The organism is Paractinoplanes atraurantiacus (genome assembly GCF_900215205.1).
In the GTDB taxonomy this organism is placed as follows: Bacteria; Actinomycetota; Actinomycetes; order Mycobacteriales; family Micromonosporaceae; genus Actinoplanes; species Actinoplanes atraurantiacus.
On sequence record NZ_OBDY01000047.1, the window covers coordinates 30,715 to 46,572 of the forward strand.

The following is a 15,858-nucleotide window of genomic DNA, read 5'->3' on the forward strand; positions in this document are numbered from 1 at the left end:
GCCCGGTCAGCTCGGGGCGAAACCTCGCAGGGCGCGGGCGACGTCGAAGTCGGTGAGCTGGGTGAAGTCGTAGTACCACTGGCCCACGGCGCGGAACTGCGGTGGTGCGCTCAGGCAGATGACGGCGTCGGCGTCGCCGGTCAGGGCGTCGCGGGCCTGCGGGGCGCAGACGGGGACGGCCACGATCAGGCGGGCCGGGTGGCGGCCGTGGAGCCAGCGCAGGGCGGCCCGTGCGGTGACGCCGGTGGCCAGCCCGTCGTCGACGACCACGACCTCGCGGGCCGTGGGATCGGGGGCGGGGCGATCGGCCCGGTACAGGTGGGTACGGCGGGCCAGTTCGGCGCGTTCCCCGGCGACCGTGGCCGCCAGGTCGGACTCGGACAGGCCCAGGGAGGTCAGGGCGGCCTGGTCGAAGACGGGTGGGCCGTCCTCGGCGAGGGCGCCGATGCCCCACTCGGGGTGGCCGGGTGCGCCGATCTTGCGGGCGATGACCACGTCCAGCTCGCCGCCGATGCGGGCGGCCACGTGCACGGCGATGGGCACGCCGCCGCGGGGGAGGGCCAGCACCAGCGGGGCCGGTCCGGGGTGGCGCGGGAGCTGGGCGGCGACCGCGTCGGCCAGGTGGCGGCCGGCGTCGTCACGGTCCTCGAAGATCAGCGGAGGTGCGTCGCGAACCATGTCGCGGCCTCCTCGGCGACAGTGTCGAGGGTGCCGGGCTCCTCGAACAGGTAGGTGGCGCCGGCCACGATGCGCAGCTCGGCGGTGACCGTCATGGCGTTGCGGGCCTCCTCGTTCAGCTCGATCACCGTCTGGTCGTTGCCGCCGACCAGCAGCAGCGTCGGTGCGGTGACCTGGATGAGCGCGGGGCCGGCCAGGTCGGGACGGCCGCCCCGGGAGACCACCGCCCGCACCGGGCGAGGGCGGGCCGCCGCGGCCACCAATGCTGCCGCCGCCCCGGTGCTGGCTCCGAAAAGTCCTACTTTGAGCGCTGGGCAGGCCGCGACCAGCCAGTCCACCAGGCCTATCACGCGGTCGGCGAGAAACCCGATGTCGAAGCGCCGGTCGTCCTCCTCGTCCTGTGTGAGCAGGTCGGTGAGTAACGTCCCCAGGCCCTGCTCGTTGAGGTGGGCGGCGACGGCCCGGTTGCGGGGGCTGTGCCGTGAGCTGCCGCTGCCATGGGCGAACAGCACGATCCCGTACGCGTCGCCGGGCAGCGTGAGGTCTCCGGCCAGCTCGGTGCCGGCCGCGTTGAACGTCCGTTCGTGCGTCACGGTGGCCATGCCCCCGGGAATACCCGGAGGCATGGGTCCTATACGTCCGACTTGTCAGTGCTTGAGACCGGCCAGTACGAGGTTGAAACCCGTGTCGGCCGCGACCACCGGTGCGTCGAAGCCCGCGGCGGCCAGCAGCTCCAGCCGCGCGGTGGGGCCGCCCTGGGTGCCCAGGCCGTACGCGCCGGGCTGGCTCAGCGACCCCGGCGTGCACAGCGCCGTCGAGGCCGCGTAGTTGGCCCGCGCGACCGGGTTGCCGACGACGGTGGTGAAGTCGTCGGCCGACCACGGCTCGACCGCGATGAGGATGCCGCCCGGCGCCAGCGCCTCGTAGGCCGCCCGCAGCGCCGCCGGCGGGTCGCCGAGGTCGTGCAGCGAGTCGAAGAACGCCACCACGTCGAACCGGCCGTACCGGTCGATCTCCGACGCCGGGGCGACGTGGAAGTCGACCCCCGCAGCCAGGGCCGCCCGTGCGTTCACGATCGACGCCTCGTGGTTGTCGAAACCGGTCACCGTCGACGCCGGCCAGGTCGAGGCGATCAGCCGGGTCGCGACGCCGTGCCCGCAGCCCACGTCGGCCACGCGGGCGCCTTTCTCCAGCTTCTCGACGAGGCCGGGAACGGCCGGGAACCATTCCTGGGCCAGGTGATTGACATAGGCCGTACGGAAGAAACGCTCGATGCCGTGGTGAAGGCAGCCCGGCATGTCGGCGTAGGGAAGGCCACCGTCGCCGCGGAAAGCGGCCTCGAGCTGGGGCAGGGCGAGGAAATAGCCGGCGATGATGTCGCCGCCGCCCACCACGTAGGCCGGTGAGTCGACGACCGAGAGCGCGAGCGCGTGCTCGATCGGCAGTTCGAAGGTCTCGCCGTCGCTGGTCACATATCCGGACACGGCCTGCGCCCGCAGCCATTCGGTGACCAGCCTCGGATGGAGCCCGGTGGCCGCCGCCAGTTTGGCCGGGGTGACCGGGCCGGCGCCGGTCATCGCCCGATAGAGCCCGAGCCGGTCGCCGATCACCGTGAGGGCGGTGGTGCCGGCCCCGGCGAAATCGGTCAGGAGTTGTCCCGCGAACGCTTCCACGCGGGCTTCGTCAATGTGGGTGTCGGTCATGCCGCCTAACGTGCCGTCCGGCCCTTGCCGGCTGCTTGCTGGAGCCTTGCCAGGGCGAATTCGGCCGCGTCGGTCTCGGGTGGCGTTGCCGCCGCCCGCAGGCGTTCCAGCCGGTCACGGTCCGGGCCCATGACGGCCGGGGCGTACGGATCGGCGTCGGCGGCCGCCACGATGGCGGCGGCCGCGGCGTGGTCACCCCGGTCGGCGAGCAGTTCCGCGGTGAGCCGCAGAAGCGTCCACAATTGGGCGGTCATCCCGGCCGCGCGAACGGCGGCGATGGCCTCGCGGCAGGCCTCGGCGGCCTCCTTGTGGCGGCCCAGCCGGATGAGCACGGCCGCGCGGCCGATCCGCGCGATGTTCGCCGTGTAATTCAGCCCGGCGCGGGTCGTGCGGCGCAGCGACTCCTCGTAGCATTCGAGCGCCGCCACCGGATCGCTCGCGGCCAGCAACTCGCCCCGGGTGAACGGCTCGAAACCGTCGCCCTTGTCGGCGGTCAATTCCTTCTCGTACGTCTTCAGCCAGTCCATTCCGGCCGCCGGATCACCGTTGTAGGCGTCCATCAAGGCCGCGCAGCAGAGCCCGGTCACCCGCACCCACCCCGTGGCGCTCGGCTCGTCGAGCAGAAGCAAGGCGTCCGCCCGTACGTCATCGGCTCTTCCCGCGAACATCGAATTGGAGATGCGGATGAGAATCGCCGGCCCGCGCACCGGATGGCCCGGCGGCAGCACGGCGAGCGCCGCCGCGAGAAGGCGCTCGGCCTCGCCCAGATTGCTGTTGAGCCATTCCCCGGTGCCGGCGGCGAAGGCCCGCAGGGCATCACTTTCGGACATCACCGACGACGGCGCGCACCGCACCAGCTGGGCCGTCAGGCCGGGGTCGGGCGCGTCGGAGCCGGCCACCGCCGCCCACGCGGCGAGCCGGGCGCCCTCGTCGCGATCACCCAGCCAGGCGATCGCCTCCTGAAGGTTGCCCAGCTCACGCCGCAGGGCCGGCGTCGTGTGCGGGTTGCGGCGACGCTGGCGCCGCACGAGATCGGTGACGAAGTCGAGCATCCACCGCGCGTGGGCGTCTCTCGCGTCGTCGCTTCTCAGATGCGCCAGCCCGACATGTCGTACGGTGTCGAGCAATCGATAGCGCGGCGGCTCCGCCTCCAGATCGCACACGACCAGCGAGGCGTCCACCAGCTCCGCGAGCAGCGGCTCGGCATCGTCCGCGAAGTACGGCAGAGCATCGAGCCCGAACCCGCCCCGGCACACCGCGAGCCGGTCGAGCAGCCGCTGCGCCGCCGGATCGAGCAGCCGGTACGACCATTCGACGGTCGCCGACACCGCCGTGGCCCGGTCACCGCCGCGGGCCGGATCGAGCACCTGCAAGCCTTCGCCGAGCCGGTCGCGCAGATGGGCCAGCCCGAACACCGCCTCCCGCCGGGCCGCCAGCTCCACCGCGAGCGGCAGCCCGTCCACCAGCCGGCACACCTCGGCCGCGAGTTCCCGGCTGCGCGCGTCGGCCGGGAAGCCGGCCCGCAGCAGCGCCGCCCGATCGCAGAACAGCGCCACCCGGTCCTGTTCGGGCAGCGGCCCCAGCCGCAGCACCCGCTCGCCGGCCACGCCGAGCCGCTGCCGCGAGGTGGCCAGCACCCGTACCCGCGGGCAGCGCCGCACGATCTCACCGACCAGGTCGCGCACCGCCTCGAGCAGATGCTCACAGTTGTCCAGCACGAGCAGCGCCGCCGACCCGCCCAGCCGCTCCGCGATCGCCGCCACCGCCCCGCGCGGCGCCGCCCGCAGCCCGAGCGCCCCCGCCACGGCCGCGGCCACATCGGCCGGCACGGACCGCTCGGCCAGCTCGACAAGCAGCTCGTCCCCGGCCAGCGCTTCGGTCATCAGCCGCGTCTTGCCCACCCCGCCGGGCCCGACGAGCGTGGTCACGCGGCTCTCTTGCAGGGCTTTCCGCAGTACGGCCATCTCGTCGCGCCGCCCGAAGAACCGGTCCGGCCGGGCCGGCCGCGCCGCCCGGACGGACGGTCGCAGCGCCGGATCCTCACCGAGAATCCGCTGCTGCAACTCGTCCAGCGCCGGCGAGGGGTCGATCCCGTGCTCGTCGGCGATCCGCTCCCGGAAGCTTTTCGCCACGGCGAGGGCCTCGGCCGTACGACCGGTCTGATGCAAAGCTCTCATCCACAGCAGATGGGGCCGTTCCCGCATCGGCTCGGCCGTCGCACAGGCCTCGATCTCCGGCAGCGCCTCGGCCCCGCGCCCCGCCGCCACTCGGCGAGCCAGCCATTCTTCACGCAGATGCCGCCGCCACTCGGCGAGCCGCGCGACCTCGGGCGCGAAGGTCAACCGTTCCGCCACACCGGACAGCGGATCGCCTCGCCACACCCCGAGCGCCTCGGCCAGCGTCTCGGCGGCCTGCTCGTCCCCTTGCCCACCCGCCACCGCGACGAGCCGCTCCACCCGGCTGACATCGATCGCCCCGTCGGGAAGCACGAGCCGATATCCACCGGGCTCCCGCCGAACGGCATCCCCACCGGCATGCCGCCGAAGCCGGGACACATAGCTGTGCAGATTCCCGACGGCGTTCCCCGGCGGCGCCTCCTCCCAGAGCGCCTCGATCAGCTCCCCGACCGGCACGACCCGCCCACCGGCCAGCGCGAGCCGCGCCAGCAGAACCCGCTGCGGCGCGCCCGACAGCCCCGCCACCCGCCCGTCAACGCGCAGCTCAACCGGCCCGAGCAGCCCCACTTCGACGCCCACGCGCCCATTCTCGGCCGCCCACCCACCCCGGGCAAAGCCCTTTCCCCACCCAGCCCGAGCGCTTTCCCCGCGCGGCCCAAGCGCTTTCCCCGCGCCGCCCAAGCGCTTTCCCCGCGCGGCCCGAGCCCTCCCCGCGCGGCCCGAGCCCTTTCCTCGCGCGGCCCGAGCCCTTTCCCCGCGCGGCCCGAGCCCTTTCCCCGCGCGGCCCGAGCCCTCCCCGCGCGGCCCGAGCCCTTTCCCCGCGTGGCCCGAGCTCTTTTCCTACCCGAGCCGAGCCCTTCCCCGCCCGAGCCGAGCCCTTCCCCGCCCGAGCCGAGCCCTTCCCGCCCAGGCCGAACCCTCGCGCCGCCCCTCGGCCATGATCAACCACTGCGGCAATCGCCGGCGGTAGGTTGGTCTCACGCAATGCCGAAGGAGACAATGTGCCTCAGGATCCGAATGCGACCTCCCGGGATCCGCACCGCACTGCCGCTTCTGTGGATCCGCGGCGGCGTGTACCCCGTACCGACGCGGTCTTGGCCGATCCCCAGCTCATAGCCGCCGCCGAGACTGTTGGCCGGCCGGCCGTCAAGGCCGCCGTGGTCGCCGCGCTGCAACGGGTCCGCGAGGGCGAGTTGCCGCCCGCCGGCGCCGTGGACGCCGCCCTAGCCGCACTTCCCCGAGGGCCGCGCCCCGTCCTCAACGCCACCGGCGTCGTCCTGCACACCAACCTGGGCCGCGCCGCGCTCTCGACGGCCGCCCGCGACGCGGTGGCCGCCGCCTCCGGCCACACCGACGTCGAGCTCGACCTGGAGACGGGCCGCCGCGCCCGCCGGGGCCGCGCCACCTTGGCCGCCCTGGCCGCCGCGGTGCCGGCCGCGGGCGACGTCCACGTGGTCAACAACGGCGCCGCCGCCCTGGTCCTGGCGGCCACGGCCCTGGCCGCCGGCCGCGAGATCATCGTCAGCCGCGGCGAGATGGTGGAGATCGGCGACGGCTTCCGCCTCCCCGACCTGCTCGAGTCGACCGGCGCCCGCCTCCGCGAGGTGGGCACCACCAACCGCACCACGCTCGACGACTACGAGCGCGCCGTCGGCCCCCAGACCGGCTTCATCCTGAAGGTCCACCCCTCCAACTTCGTCATCCGCGGCTTCACCAGCGACACCCCCGTGACCGCCCTGGCCACCCTGGACCCTCCGGTGGTGGCCGACATCGGCTCCGGCTTGCTGCGCCCCGACCCGCTGCTGCCCGACGAGCCCGACGCCACCACCGCCCTGACCGCCGGCGCCGCCCTGGTCACCGCGAGCGGCGACAAACTCCTGGGCGGCCCCCAGGCCGGACTCCTACTGGGCGACACCTCCCTGATCGAACGCCTCCGCCGCCACCCCCTGGCCCGCGCCTTGCGCGTCGACAAGCTCACCCTGGCCGCCCTCCAGGCCACCCTGACCGGCCCTCTCACCCCCACCTGGCAGGCCTTGCGCACCGACCCGTCGTCCCTGCGCACCCGCACCGAGGCCGTCCGCGCCCGCCTGGCTGCCCAGGGCATCCCGGTCACTCTCACCGAGTCGGTCGCGGTGGTCGGCGGAGGCGGCGCGCCCGAGGTCACCCTTGCGTCGTGGTCGCTCTCATTGCCTGAGTCGTACGCCCATACGCTGCGCACAGGCGCAACCCCCGTGGTGGGCCGGGTAGAGCGAGGCCGCCTGCTCCTGGACCTGCGCTGCATCCCCACCACCGCCGACCCCGACCTGTTCGCCGCAATCCTGGCCGCCGCCGGAGCCCCGACCGCCCCGGCACCGACGGTCGCAGTCACCCTCGGAGCAGATGGCGGGGTTGGTGCGACTTCTCCGTCCGCCGTCGCTGCCGCGGCTGAGGACGTCACGAGTAGCGCGTCTGCTGGCTCCGACGTGACGAGTCGGGCGTCTGCCGCTCGGCCGGCGGTGGTCACGGGCCGGCCGCGTGCCACCAGCGGCGCTGTGGTGGCGCCCGACGCGGAAGATCGTCTCCATGCCGGCGTGCCAGGTGGCGGCGGAACGAGCGGATCGGGCGTGGCCTCCGGCTCGGGGGCGGGGGCGTAGGGCGTGCACGTCGTTGCCACGGCTGGGCATGTGGACCACGGGAAGTCGACGCTCGTGCGGGCGCTCACCGGCATGGAGCCGGATCGGTGGGCTGAGGAGCGGCGCCGGGGGATGACGATCGACCTCGGGTTCGCGTGGATGGGGTTGCCGTCGGGGCAGACGGTGGCCTTCGTGGACGTGCCCGGGCATGAGCGGTTCGTGCCGAACATGCTGGCCGGGGTGGGTCCGGTGCCGGCGGCGATGATCGTGGTGGCGGCCGACGAGGGGTGGATGCCGCAGTCGGCCGAGCACCTGGCCGCGCTGCACGCGCTGGACGTGCGGCACGGGCTGCTGGTGGTGACCCGCAGCGACCTGGCCGAGCCGGAGGCCGCGATCGAGCTCGCCCAGGCCGAGATCGCCGGGACGTCGCTGGGCAAGGTGGAGGCGGTCGCGGTCAGCGGTGTCACCGGGGCCGGGCTCGACGACCTGCGGGCCGCACTCGACCGGCTCGTCCAGCGGCTGCCCGCCGCCGAGCCGGAGGCGCCGGTCCGTTTGTGGATCGACCGGGTCTTCACCGTCAAGGGCGCCGGAACGGTGGTCACCGGCACCCTGGGCGCGGGACGGCTGCGCACCGGCGACGAACTGACCCTGGGCGACGGCACGGTCCGGGTGCGCGGCCTGCAGACCATGGGCAGGCAGGCGGACGAGGTGACCGCCGTGGCCCGCGTCGCCGTGAACCTGCGCGGCACCCCGCGCGACGACCTGAGCCGCGGCGACGCCCTGCTCACCCCGGGCCGGTTCCGCTTCGCCGACCTCATCGACGTCCGCATCGACGGCGACCCGGTGGCCGGCCTCCCCGCCCAGGCGACACTGCACGTGGGCGCGGCCGCCGTCCCGGCCCACATCCGCCCCTTGGGCGCCGACACCGCCCGCCTGCGCCTGGCCCACCCCCTGCCCTTGCGCATCGGCGACCGAGCCCTCCTCCGCGACCCCGGCCGCCACCACGTGGCCGGTGGCGTGACCGTCCTCGACGTGGCACCCCCCGGCCTCAAACGCCGCGGCGCCGCCGCAGCCCGCGCCGCGCAACTGACCACCATGGACGGCCATCCTTCCCTCCGCTCCGAACTCACCCGCCGCCTCCTCGCCAGAGGCGCCGACCTGGCCGCCATGGGCGTCCCCCTGCCCACCCCCGCAGACTCACCAACCGAAACCCCCGCCACCAAGGCTTCAGCGACCGCCGGCCCAGCCCCAAGAGGGCTGATGCCCACCGGACCTGCCGTCACTACCCGCGGCGACACCACACCTGCCCGGGCAGCGCGTGCCGGCACCGCACCTGCCGGCACCGCACCTGCCGGCACCGCACCTGCCGGCACCGCACCTGCCGGTGGCGCGCCTGCTGGCATCGGGCCTGCTGGCACCGCGGGCGGCGGCGCTGCGCCTGGCGGGACCGGGCGCAGCGGCACAACGCCTGGCCGGACCGGGCGCGGCGGCACTGCACTGGGCGGCGCTGTGCCTGCTGGCACCGCGCGCGGCGGAGCTGTGCCTGGCGGCACTGGGCGCGGCGGCACTGCACCTGATGGCGCTGCGCCTGCTGGCGGCGCGCGCGGCGGCACCCCGCGCGGCGGAGCTGTGCCTGGCGGCACTGGGCGTGGCGGTGCTGCGCCTGGCGGTGCTGTGCCCGCGGAACCGGCGCCCCCGCGGCCGGTTGTGGGGGACTGGTATGTCGATGCGGAGCATTGGGCTGTGCTTGGTGGGCGGCTCGTTGATGAAGTTGCCGCCTATGCCAAGGCGCAGCCGCTCGAGCCTGGGATGCCTGTGGAAGCGTTGCGGCATCGGCTCGGGCTGCCGGATCGGGCTCTGGTCACCGCGCTGGTCAAACCTCCTGTCACGATCAGGAACGGGCGTGTGGTGGGTGGCGCCTCGGGGGCGCCGGATGAGCTTGTGGCGCTGGTCGGCAAGGCGTTCGACGGGCTTGGGGCGTTTGCTGCTCCTGAGGCGTACGACCTGGCGGCGCTCGGGCTCGGTGCGCGTCAGGTGGCGGCCGCGGAGCGGACGGGGCTGCTCCTGCGGCTCACGCCGCAAGTGGTGCTGCGTGCCGGTGCGGTCGAGGAAGCCGTTCGGGTGCTGGCCGCGCTGCCGCAGCCGTTCACGCTCAGCGAGGCGCGCCAAGCCCTGGGCACGACCCGGCGGGTGGCCGTGCCCCTGCTGGAACTGCTCGACCGCAAGGGGCGCACCCGCCGCGAGCCCGACGACCGGCGGACCATCGCGTCATAGCCGGGCGATCGCCGTCACCTCCACCTCCAGAACCGCGCCGGGCAGGAACAGGCGGCTCACCTCCACTGTGGTGCTCGCGGGCGGGTTCACCGGGAAGTGTCGGCGACGGACCGCGCCGTAGGCCGGCAGGTCGTCGAGGCTGGTCATGAACGTGCGGATGTGCATGACGTCGGTCAGGGCGGCGCCGTGCGCGGCCAGCAGGCCCGCGACGATCTCGAAGATGCGGGTGGCCTGGGCGCCGGCGTCGCCGGGGGACACCACGGCGCCCGTGTCGTCGACCCCCACCTGGCCGGAGAGCATCAGCAAGGCGCCGCCGCCCGGCAGGTCGGCGCGGGCCACGTGGGCGAATCTGTCGCCGAAGGGTGCGGCGACGGTGGACGGGTTGTCGAGGGTCAGTTCGGGCATGGGGGTGACGCTACGGAGGTTCGAAGCATGCGACCAGCGAATGTCTGGCATGGGTGCCATGCCTGGCTAGCATGGCTCGGCATGGAGACCCAACTGCTGGAAGTGTTCCGGACCGTGGCGCGTCTGGGGTCGATCACCGCGGCCGCGAAACAGCTCCAATTCACCCAGTCGGCGGTCTCCCGGCAGATCAGCGCGCTCGAGTCGGAATGGGGAGCGCAGGTCTTCGACCGCCTGCCGCGCGGGGTCGCGCTGACCGAGGAGGGCCGCGTTCTCCTGCCGCACGCGGAGGCCGTGCTCAATCGGCTGTCGAATGCGCGTACGGCCGTGGAAGAACTGCGGGAACTCGGCGGTGGAAGACTGCGAGTCGGAGCTTTTCCGACGGCCGTGGCGGCCTTGGTTCCGCGTGCTCTTGCCGGCTTTCGGAAGGCGTACCCTCAAGTGGCTTTGGGGTTGGTCGAAGGCCTGACCCCGACGCTGCTGGAGAAGCTCGCCGACGGTGAGGCCGATGTGGCCGTGGTGAGTTCCTCGCCGGGATTCGAGAATGACGAAAGCCGGTTCGAGTTGCGGCACATCCTGGACGAGCGCCTGCTCGTGGCGGTCGCCCTGGACCATCCTCTGGCGAATAGAAGGACGGTACGGCTGGCGGAACTGGCCGACGATCCTTTCATCGCGGGATCGGCCCACGCGGAAGAGACGTTGTTGCGAACCAGTCTGCCGAGTAGTTTCGAACCGCGGATCGAGATCGTGGCAGCCGAATGGACCGGCAAACTGGGATGCGTCGCGGCCGGATTGGGGGTGGCGCTCGTGCCCGCCCTCGCCTTGCGAAGCACGCCGCCGGACATCGCTCTGCTGCGCCTGCATCGCGACGACGAGCCGACCCGGCGCGTTTACGCGGCGACGCCGGCCGGCCGTTCCGTGCCGCCCGCGGTCAGCCGTTTCCTGGGCTTTCTCGAGCACGCTCTGCCAGGGATCTGAATTCGTCGATCGCCGGCATGTGGCGCTCGGCCCAATCGCGCAAAGCGGCCAGCGGCTCGTCGAGGGAAAGGCCCAACTCGGTCAGGCGATAACGGACGCGCGGCGGCACGGACGGCTCGACATGCCGGGTGACCAGCCCGTCGTCGGTGAGCGAGCGCAGCGTCTGCGACAGCATTTTGTGGGAGATGCCGGGCGATTCTCCTGCTCCACGGCTTTCCGCACACCTGGCAGGTGTGATCGGCGGTCATTCCGGAACTCGCCCGCACCCGCCGCGTCATCGCGCCCGATCTGCGCGGCCTGGGTGCCACCACTCGCGCTCTTCGGGGGTACGACGGAGCCACCATCGCCGAAGACGCCCGCGCTCTGCTCGACGCGCTGGGCGTCCGCACCGCCGACGTGGCGGCGCTCGATCTGGGCGTACAACCGGCGGTCTTGCTGGCCTTGCGTCACCCGAGCCGAGTGAGCCGCCTCGTATTGATGGAGGCCTTTGTCGAAACGCCCGTCGCGCCTCCGTGGTGGTTCGGCTTCCACGGCGTTCCGGGCCTGGCCGAGCGCGTTCTCGCCGGCCACGAGGCGGACTATATCGACTTCTTCCTCCGAGCCGGAACCCACAATGGCCAGGGCATCGCACCGGCAGTTCGAAAAGCTTTCATTGAGGCGTACGCCGGGTCGGAATCGCTGCGCTGCGCCTTCGAGCACTATCGCGCGATGCCCGAGACGGCCGCCCAGCTCGCCGCCGACAAAGGACGGCTGAGCATGCCGGTGACGGCGATCGGCGCGCAGCCCGTCGGCGATCGGCTGCACCAGCAGCTGAAACCGATCGCCGACGACCTGACCGGGCACCTGATCGAGAATTGCGGCCACATCATTCCGCTCGACCGTCCCCGGGAATTGCTCGCCTATCTATGAGGTGCGGGTCAATCGCCACCACAAGGACGGCGACTCGGTCGCGCTGTCGGTGCGGAGTTCCACTCGTACGCCCGAAGCCTGCACCGTGCCGACCGACTGGGCCGCCGTGACCTCGGCCGAGGGCGACGTGGTGGTGACCTTGAGCGGGACCGTCAGGCCGGGCCAGCCGACCACCTTGAGGGCCTTGGCCGGGCGGACCGCGGTGGTGGCGCCCCAGGCCGTCTCCACCTGGCCGACCGGATCGGCGGGAAGCAAGGTGTACTCCTTGACAACCTTGGCCACGGCGGTGAGCAGCTTCTTGACCTCCTTATTGACCTTGGCCAGCTGCTGCGGGGTCTGCGCGCCCGGCTGGTTGAAGACGGCGCCCACCAAGGTCAATTTGCGGCTACCGACCGTAAGGTGCGAGGCGAAGACCAGGTTGCCGCCGGCCTCGTCGGTGGAGCCGGTCTTGATGCCGAAGACCCCGTTCACACCGAGCAGGTCGTTGTAGTTTTTGATCGTTCCGACGACCGGGATCTCGGCCTCGGGCAAGGCGACGATCTCGGCGAAGACGGCGCTCTTGAGGGCGGCGCGAGCCAGAAGGACCTGGTCGGGGGCGGTGCTGGTGGTGGTCGGCAGATAGCCGCTGGGGTCGGTGTAGTTGGTGTTCTTCATGCCGAGGTCCGCGGCGGCGGCGTTCATTTTGGTCAGGAAAGCCTCCTCCGATCCGGCGTCCCAGACGGCCAGCTGATGGGCGATGTTGTTGGCCGACGGCAACATCAAGGCCTCGAGGGCGTCACGCTCGGTGAGTTGCTCGCCCACTTCCACTTGTACGAGGGACTGGCCGCTCGAGATCCGCGACTCGAAGTCAGCGACATCGGCCGCGGTCACGGTCAGTGTCGGGCCCTCCTCGGCGCCGCTCAGAGGGTGGTCACGCAGGATCACATAAGCGGTCATGACCTTGGCGACGCTGCCGATCGGCGCGGCCGCGGTGGAGCCGGAACCGCCGATCCGGCCGAGGCCTTCGATCATGAGCTCGGCGCTGCCGGTCGCCGGCCACGGAAGATCGGGCGCGGCACCCGGGATCTTCATGCTGGCGGCGATCGAGGTGGTCAGGGTGGCCGCGGGCAGCGAACGGGTCAGCTGAAGGGTGGCCCCACCACCGAGCAGAACGACGAGCAGGACCAGGGCGATGAGTACGGGGAGACGGCGGCGCCGGGCCTGGGGAGCAGGCTGCCGGCCGCCGCCGTAGACGGTGGAACCCGGCCGCGTCGGCGGCGGAGGGGTGACGGGAGCCGGCCGGGAGGCGGGAACTGTGACGGCGGACTGGGCACTGACGGTGACCGGCGGCGCCGCGATCATCGGCTGAGTGAGGTCAGCTTCCGCGGTCCGCCCGCCTGGCGGTATCACGGGCCACGCGGCGGGAGGCTGCGTGGTGGGCGGCGCGGCTGGCGTGGCGCTCCACGCGGCTGGCGGCGTGGTGGGCGGCGCGGCTGGCGTGGCGCTCCACGCGGCTGGCGGCGTGGTGGGCGGCGCGGTCGGCGTGGCGCTCCACGCGGCAGGCTGCATCGAGGACGGCGCGCTGGGCGGCGTCGCGGTCCGCGCGCTGGGCGGCGTCGCGGTCCGCGCGGTGGGCGGCGTCGCGGGGCGAGCCAGCGGCAGCGCGACCTGCGCGGGAGGCGCGGCAGGGCCGGCCTGCGCGCCCGGCCCGGCCTGATCCCGGCCGGGGGCGACCTGAGTCGGAGGGGCAGAGGCTTGCGACTGAGGTGGCGTGGTTTGTGTGGGGCGCGCCGGAGGCCGGGAGAGGGGCATCGCGGCCTGGGCCGGAGGCGGCGTAGGGCTCGGCGGCGAAGTTGAAGGCGGTGTCTGCTTCGGCGTGGCCGCTAGGGGAGCGGTTGAGGGCTCCGGCACTGAGGCGGCGGTCAGCGGCTGGGTCTTGTCGGCGTCGGCCGGCGTTTCGGCCTTGGCCGGTGACGTGCGCGTCAGCGGTCGAGTCGCGTCGGCCGGCGCGGGCGATGGGGAAGACACCGGCGAGGGAGCGGGGGAAGGCTGCGGCGGAGGTGCGGGGGAGGGCTGCGGCGAGGGAACGGGAGAGGGCTGCGGCGATGGAGCGGGAGAAGGCAGTGGCGGAGGTGCGGGGGAGGGCTGCGGCGAGGGAGCGGGAGAGGGCTGCGGCGAGGGAGCGGGAGAAGGCTGCGGCGAGGGAGCAGGAGAAGGCTGCGGCGAGGGAACAGGAGAAGGCGGCGGCGACGTAGCGAGGGTCGCGGCCGGATTCTTGCTGGGTGTGGGCTTGGCCGCGGTGATCGGCTGTGTGGCGTCCGCCGGCGGAGAAGGCTTCGGGGCCGAGGGCTTGGTGGCCTCGTCCGGGGTCGAGGGCTTACTGTCCGCGGCGGCCGGAGCGGGAACATCGAACGGCCGGGTGGCGTCGGACTCCGGCTCGTCGTCCGCGCCCGCTGCGGGAGAGGCGGCGAACGGCTGGGTGGGCTCGTCCTGATCGGCCGTCGCGGCCTTGGCCGGTGGTGTTATCTCCGTGGCGTCCGGATCGGCTTCGGGGGCGGCACCGCCGTACACCTTGCCGGTGGCCTCGGGTTGTCGTGGTGCTGGAGCCGGAGCCTTCGGCTCGGCGGGGCCCTCGTTCTCCTGCGAGAGCGGGCGGGTCTCGTCGGTCGGCTTCGGCGGGTGGGTCATCTCTCTCCATAAGGTTGTTGATCGTCTGGGGTTGATGCTCCGGATGCCCGGGAACGGCGGGGTGTGGCTGATGTCTCTCTGCCGTTGGGTGGTTCCGAAGGAGTGGCCGCCCTGCCGTTGCCGATGGCCTGGCTGCTGATTGAGATCTGCGTACGTCGCTGTTTATGGAGCTGCTGGCAGTGCCATCGACGGGGTTGAGCTGTGGTTAGCAGGGGAGGTTCAAGCTGGTGAAGGTCCGGGAGTGGATCTGGGTCGGGATCGATGTCGGCAAGGCGCATCACCACGCGTGCGCGGTCGACGAGACCGGCAAGGTGGTGTTCAGCAAGCGGCTGGTCAACGGGCAGGCCGAGATCGAGGCGTTGATCGCCCGCGCGGGCAAGGCCGCTGGACGTGTGCGCTGGGCCGTGGACATGACGTCGGGTAGCGCCGGGCTGCTGCTGGCGGTACTGCGCCATGCCGGCGCGGAACTCGTGTACGTGCCCGGCCGGCTGGTTAACCGAATGGCCGGCGCTTTCGCCGGTGAAGCCAAGAGCGACGCCAAAGACGCGTTCACCATCGCCGAAACAGCCAGGCTGCGCCACGATCTGACGCCGATCACCGAGCCGGATGTGCTGATCACCGAGTTGCGGGTACTGACTGCCCGCCGCGAGGACCTGATGGGTGACTGGGTGCGTGGGGTCAATCGGTTGCGGGAGCTGCTCGCCTCGATCTTCCCGGCCTTGGAGGCGGCATTCGACTACTCCACCCGCTCGGCGCTGGTGCTGCTGACCGGCTTCCAGACTCCCGATGGTTTGCGCGTGGCCAGCGCCGGCCGGGTTGCTGAGCATCTGCGCACCGGCGGCGCGTGGCCCAAAGGCATCCCGGCGATGGTCGACAAAGCCCTCGCCGCGGCGGCTGCGCAGACCGTCGCGCTGCCTGCCGAGGCCGCAGTGGCGCCGCTGATCGCGCGGCTCGCCGCCCAGCTGCTCGATTTGGACCGCGAGATCAAGGACCTGGACAAGCAGATCACCGGCACCTTCGGCGAGCATCCCCACGCGGCGCGGATCACCAGCGTCCACGGGTTCGGGCCGATCCTGGGTGCCCAGTTGCTGGCCGACACCGGCGGGGACTTGCTGGCCGCGTTCGGTAGTTCGGCCCGGCTGGCCGCCTACGCCGGCCTGGCTCCGGTCCCGCGTGATTCCGGACGCGTGCGCGGCAACCTGCACCGACCCAAGCGGTACCACCGTGGCCTGCGCCGGGTGTTCTACCTCGCCGCGTTGTCCGCGATCAAACCCGACGGCCCATCGCGCGTCTTCTACCAGCGCAAACGCGCCGAGGGGAAACTCCACACCCAGGCCCTGATCGCCCTGGCCCGCCGCCTGATCGACGTCATCTGGGCACTGCTGCGCGACGGCCGCGAGTTCCATTCCTCACCGCCGATCACGGCGAAGGCGGCTTGACACGGTCATTGAAACTCCT

The 15,858-nt window shown here is 72.7% G+C and carries 13 protein-coding genes and 1 pseudogene; 7 read left to right on the forward strand and 7 right to left on the reverse strand.

Annotated features, from left to right (window positions below):
• Positions 1-6: 6 nt before the first annotated feature.
• From CRP55_RS49075 to CRP55_RS49090, 4 genes are read right to left on the reverse strand one after another with little or no spacing between them, the layout of a single operon-like run.
• Entirely contained in the window at positions 7-678 is a 672-nt protein-coding gene (locus tag CRP55_RS49075) for a phosphoribosyltransferase (protein ID WP_245923964.1), read from the reverse strand.
• Complete coding sequence (locus CRP55_RS49080) at positions 654-1,280, reverse strand: dienelactone hydrolase family protein (protein ID WP_097328998.1); 627 nt, start codon at positions 1,278-1,280, stop codon at positions 654-656. Before CRP55_RS49080 ends, CRP55_RS49075 begins: the two co-directional genes overlap by 25 nt.
• A gap of 45 nt (positions 1,281-1,325) precedes the next feature.
• Complete coding sequence (locus CRP55_RS49085) at positions 1,326-2,381, reverse strand: class I SAM-dependent methyltransferase (protein WP_097328999.1); 1,056 nt, start codon at positions 2,379-2,381, stop codon at positions 1,326-1,328.
• 5 nt (positions 2,382-2,386) lie between these two features.
• On the reverse strand, positions 2,387-5,137 hold the full coding sequence (locus CRP55_RS49090; RefSeq protein WP_179855688.1) for an AfsR/SARP family transcriptional regulator: 2,751 nt from the start codon (positions 5,135-5,137) through the stop codon (positions 2,387-2,389).
• Positions 5,138-5,613: 476 nt separating this feature from the next.
• Here CRP55_RS49090 and selA point away from each other — a divergent pair.
• Positions 5,614-6,885 (forward strand): annotated as a pseudogene (selA, locus tag CRP55_RS49095) (L-seryl-tRNA(Sec) selenium transferase); the annotation flags it as partial.
• A gap of 309 nt (positions 6,886-7,194) precedes the next feature.
• Positions 7,195-9,444 (forward strand): selenocysteine-specific translation elongation factor, encoded by a 2,250-nt coding sequence (gene selB / locus CRP55_RS55470; protein WP_281260870.1) that lies wholly within the window; start codon positions 7,195-7,197, stop codon positions 9,442-9,444.
• Here selB and CRP55_RS49115 read toward each other — a convergent pair.
• On the reverse strand, positions 9,439-9,849 hold the full coding sequence (locus CRP55_RS49115; protein ID WP_097329002.1) for a RidA family protein: 411 nt from the start codon (positions 9,847-9,849) through the stop codon (positions 9,439-9,441). The genes selB and CRP55_RS49115 overlap by 6 nt on opposite strands.
• 81 nt (positions 9,850-9,930) lie before the next feature.
• On the opposite strand from CRP55_RS49115, the gene CRP55_RS49120 reads away from it, so the two are divergent.
• On the forward strand, positions 9,931-10,824 hold the full coding sequence (locus CRP55_RS49120; RefSeq protein ID WP_097329003.1) for a LysR family transcriptional regulator: 894 nt from the start codon (positions 9,931-9,933) through the stop codon (positions 10,822-10,824).
• Here CRP55_RS49120 and CRP55_RS49125 read toward each other — a convergent pair.
• Entirely contained in the window at positions 10,778-11,062 is a 285-nt protein-coding gene (locus tag CRP55_RS49125; protein ID WP_438865858.1) for a winged helix-turn-helix transcriptional regulator, read from the reverse strand. The genes CRP55_RS49120 and CRP55_RS49125 overlap by 47 nt on opposite strands.
• 8 nt (positions 11,063-11,070) lie before the next feature.
• Between CRP55_RS49125 and CRP55_RS49130 the strand changes: the two genes are divergently transcribed.
• On the forward strand, positions 11,071-11,733 hold the full coding sequence (locus CRP55_RS49130; RefSeq protein ID WP_218855176.1) for an alpha/beta fold hydrolase: 663 nt from the start codon (positions 11,071-11,073) through the stop codon (positions 11,731-11,733).
• On the opposite strand, the gene CRP55_RS49135 is transcribed toward CRP55_RS49130, so the two are convergent.
• Entirely contained in the window at positions 11,728-13,074 is a 1,347-nt protein-coding gene (locus CRP55_RS49135) for a D-alanyl-D-alanine carboxypeptidase family protein (RefSeq protein ID WP_097329005.1), read from the reverse strand. The two genes, CRP55_RS49130 and CRP55_RS49135, sit on opposite strands and share 6 nt — an antisense overlap.
• Before the next feature lie 70 nt (positions 13,075-13,144).
• Here CRP55_RS49135 and CRP55_RS49140 point away from each other — a divergent pair, with 70 nt between their 5' ends.
• From CRP55_RS49140 to CRP55_RS49155, 3 genes are all read left to right on the forward strand, one after another.
• Positions 13,145-13,429, forward strand: coding sequence for a hypothetical protein (locus CRP55_RS49140; RefSeq protein WP_143235502.1), 285 nt, complete (start codon positions 13,145-13,147; stop codon positions 13,427-13,429).
• Between the two features lie 298 nt (positions 13,430-13,727).
• Positions 13,728-13,967 carry a hypothetical protein gene (locus tag CRP55_RS49145; RefSeq protein ID WP_097329007.1) on the forward strand — a complete coding sequence of 80 codons (240 nt, stop codon included), beginning with the start codon at positions 13,728-13,730 and terminating at the stop codon, positions 13,965-13,967.
• Positions 13,968-14,627: 660 nt separating this feature from the next.
• Positions 14,628-15,839, forward strand: coding sequence for an IS110 family RNA-guided transposase (locus tag CRP55_RS49155; RefSeq protein WP_097321559.1), 1,212 nt, complete (start codon positions 14,628-14,630; stop codon positions 15,837-15,839).
• Positions 15,840-15,858 lie beyond the last annotated feature (19 nt).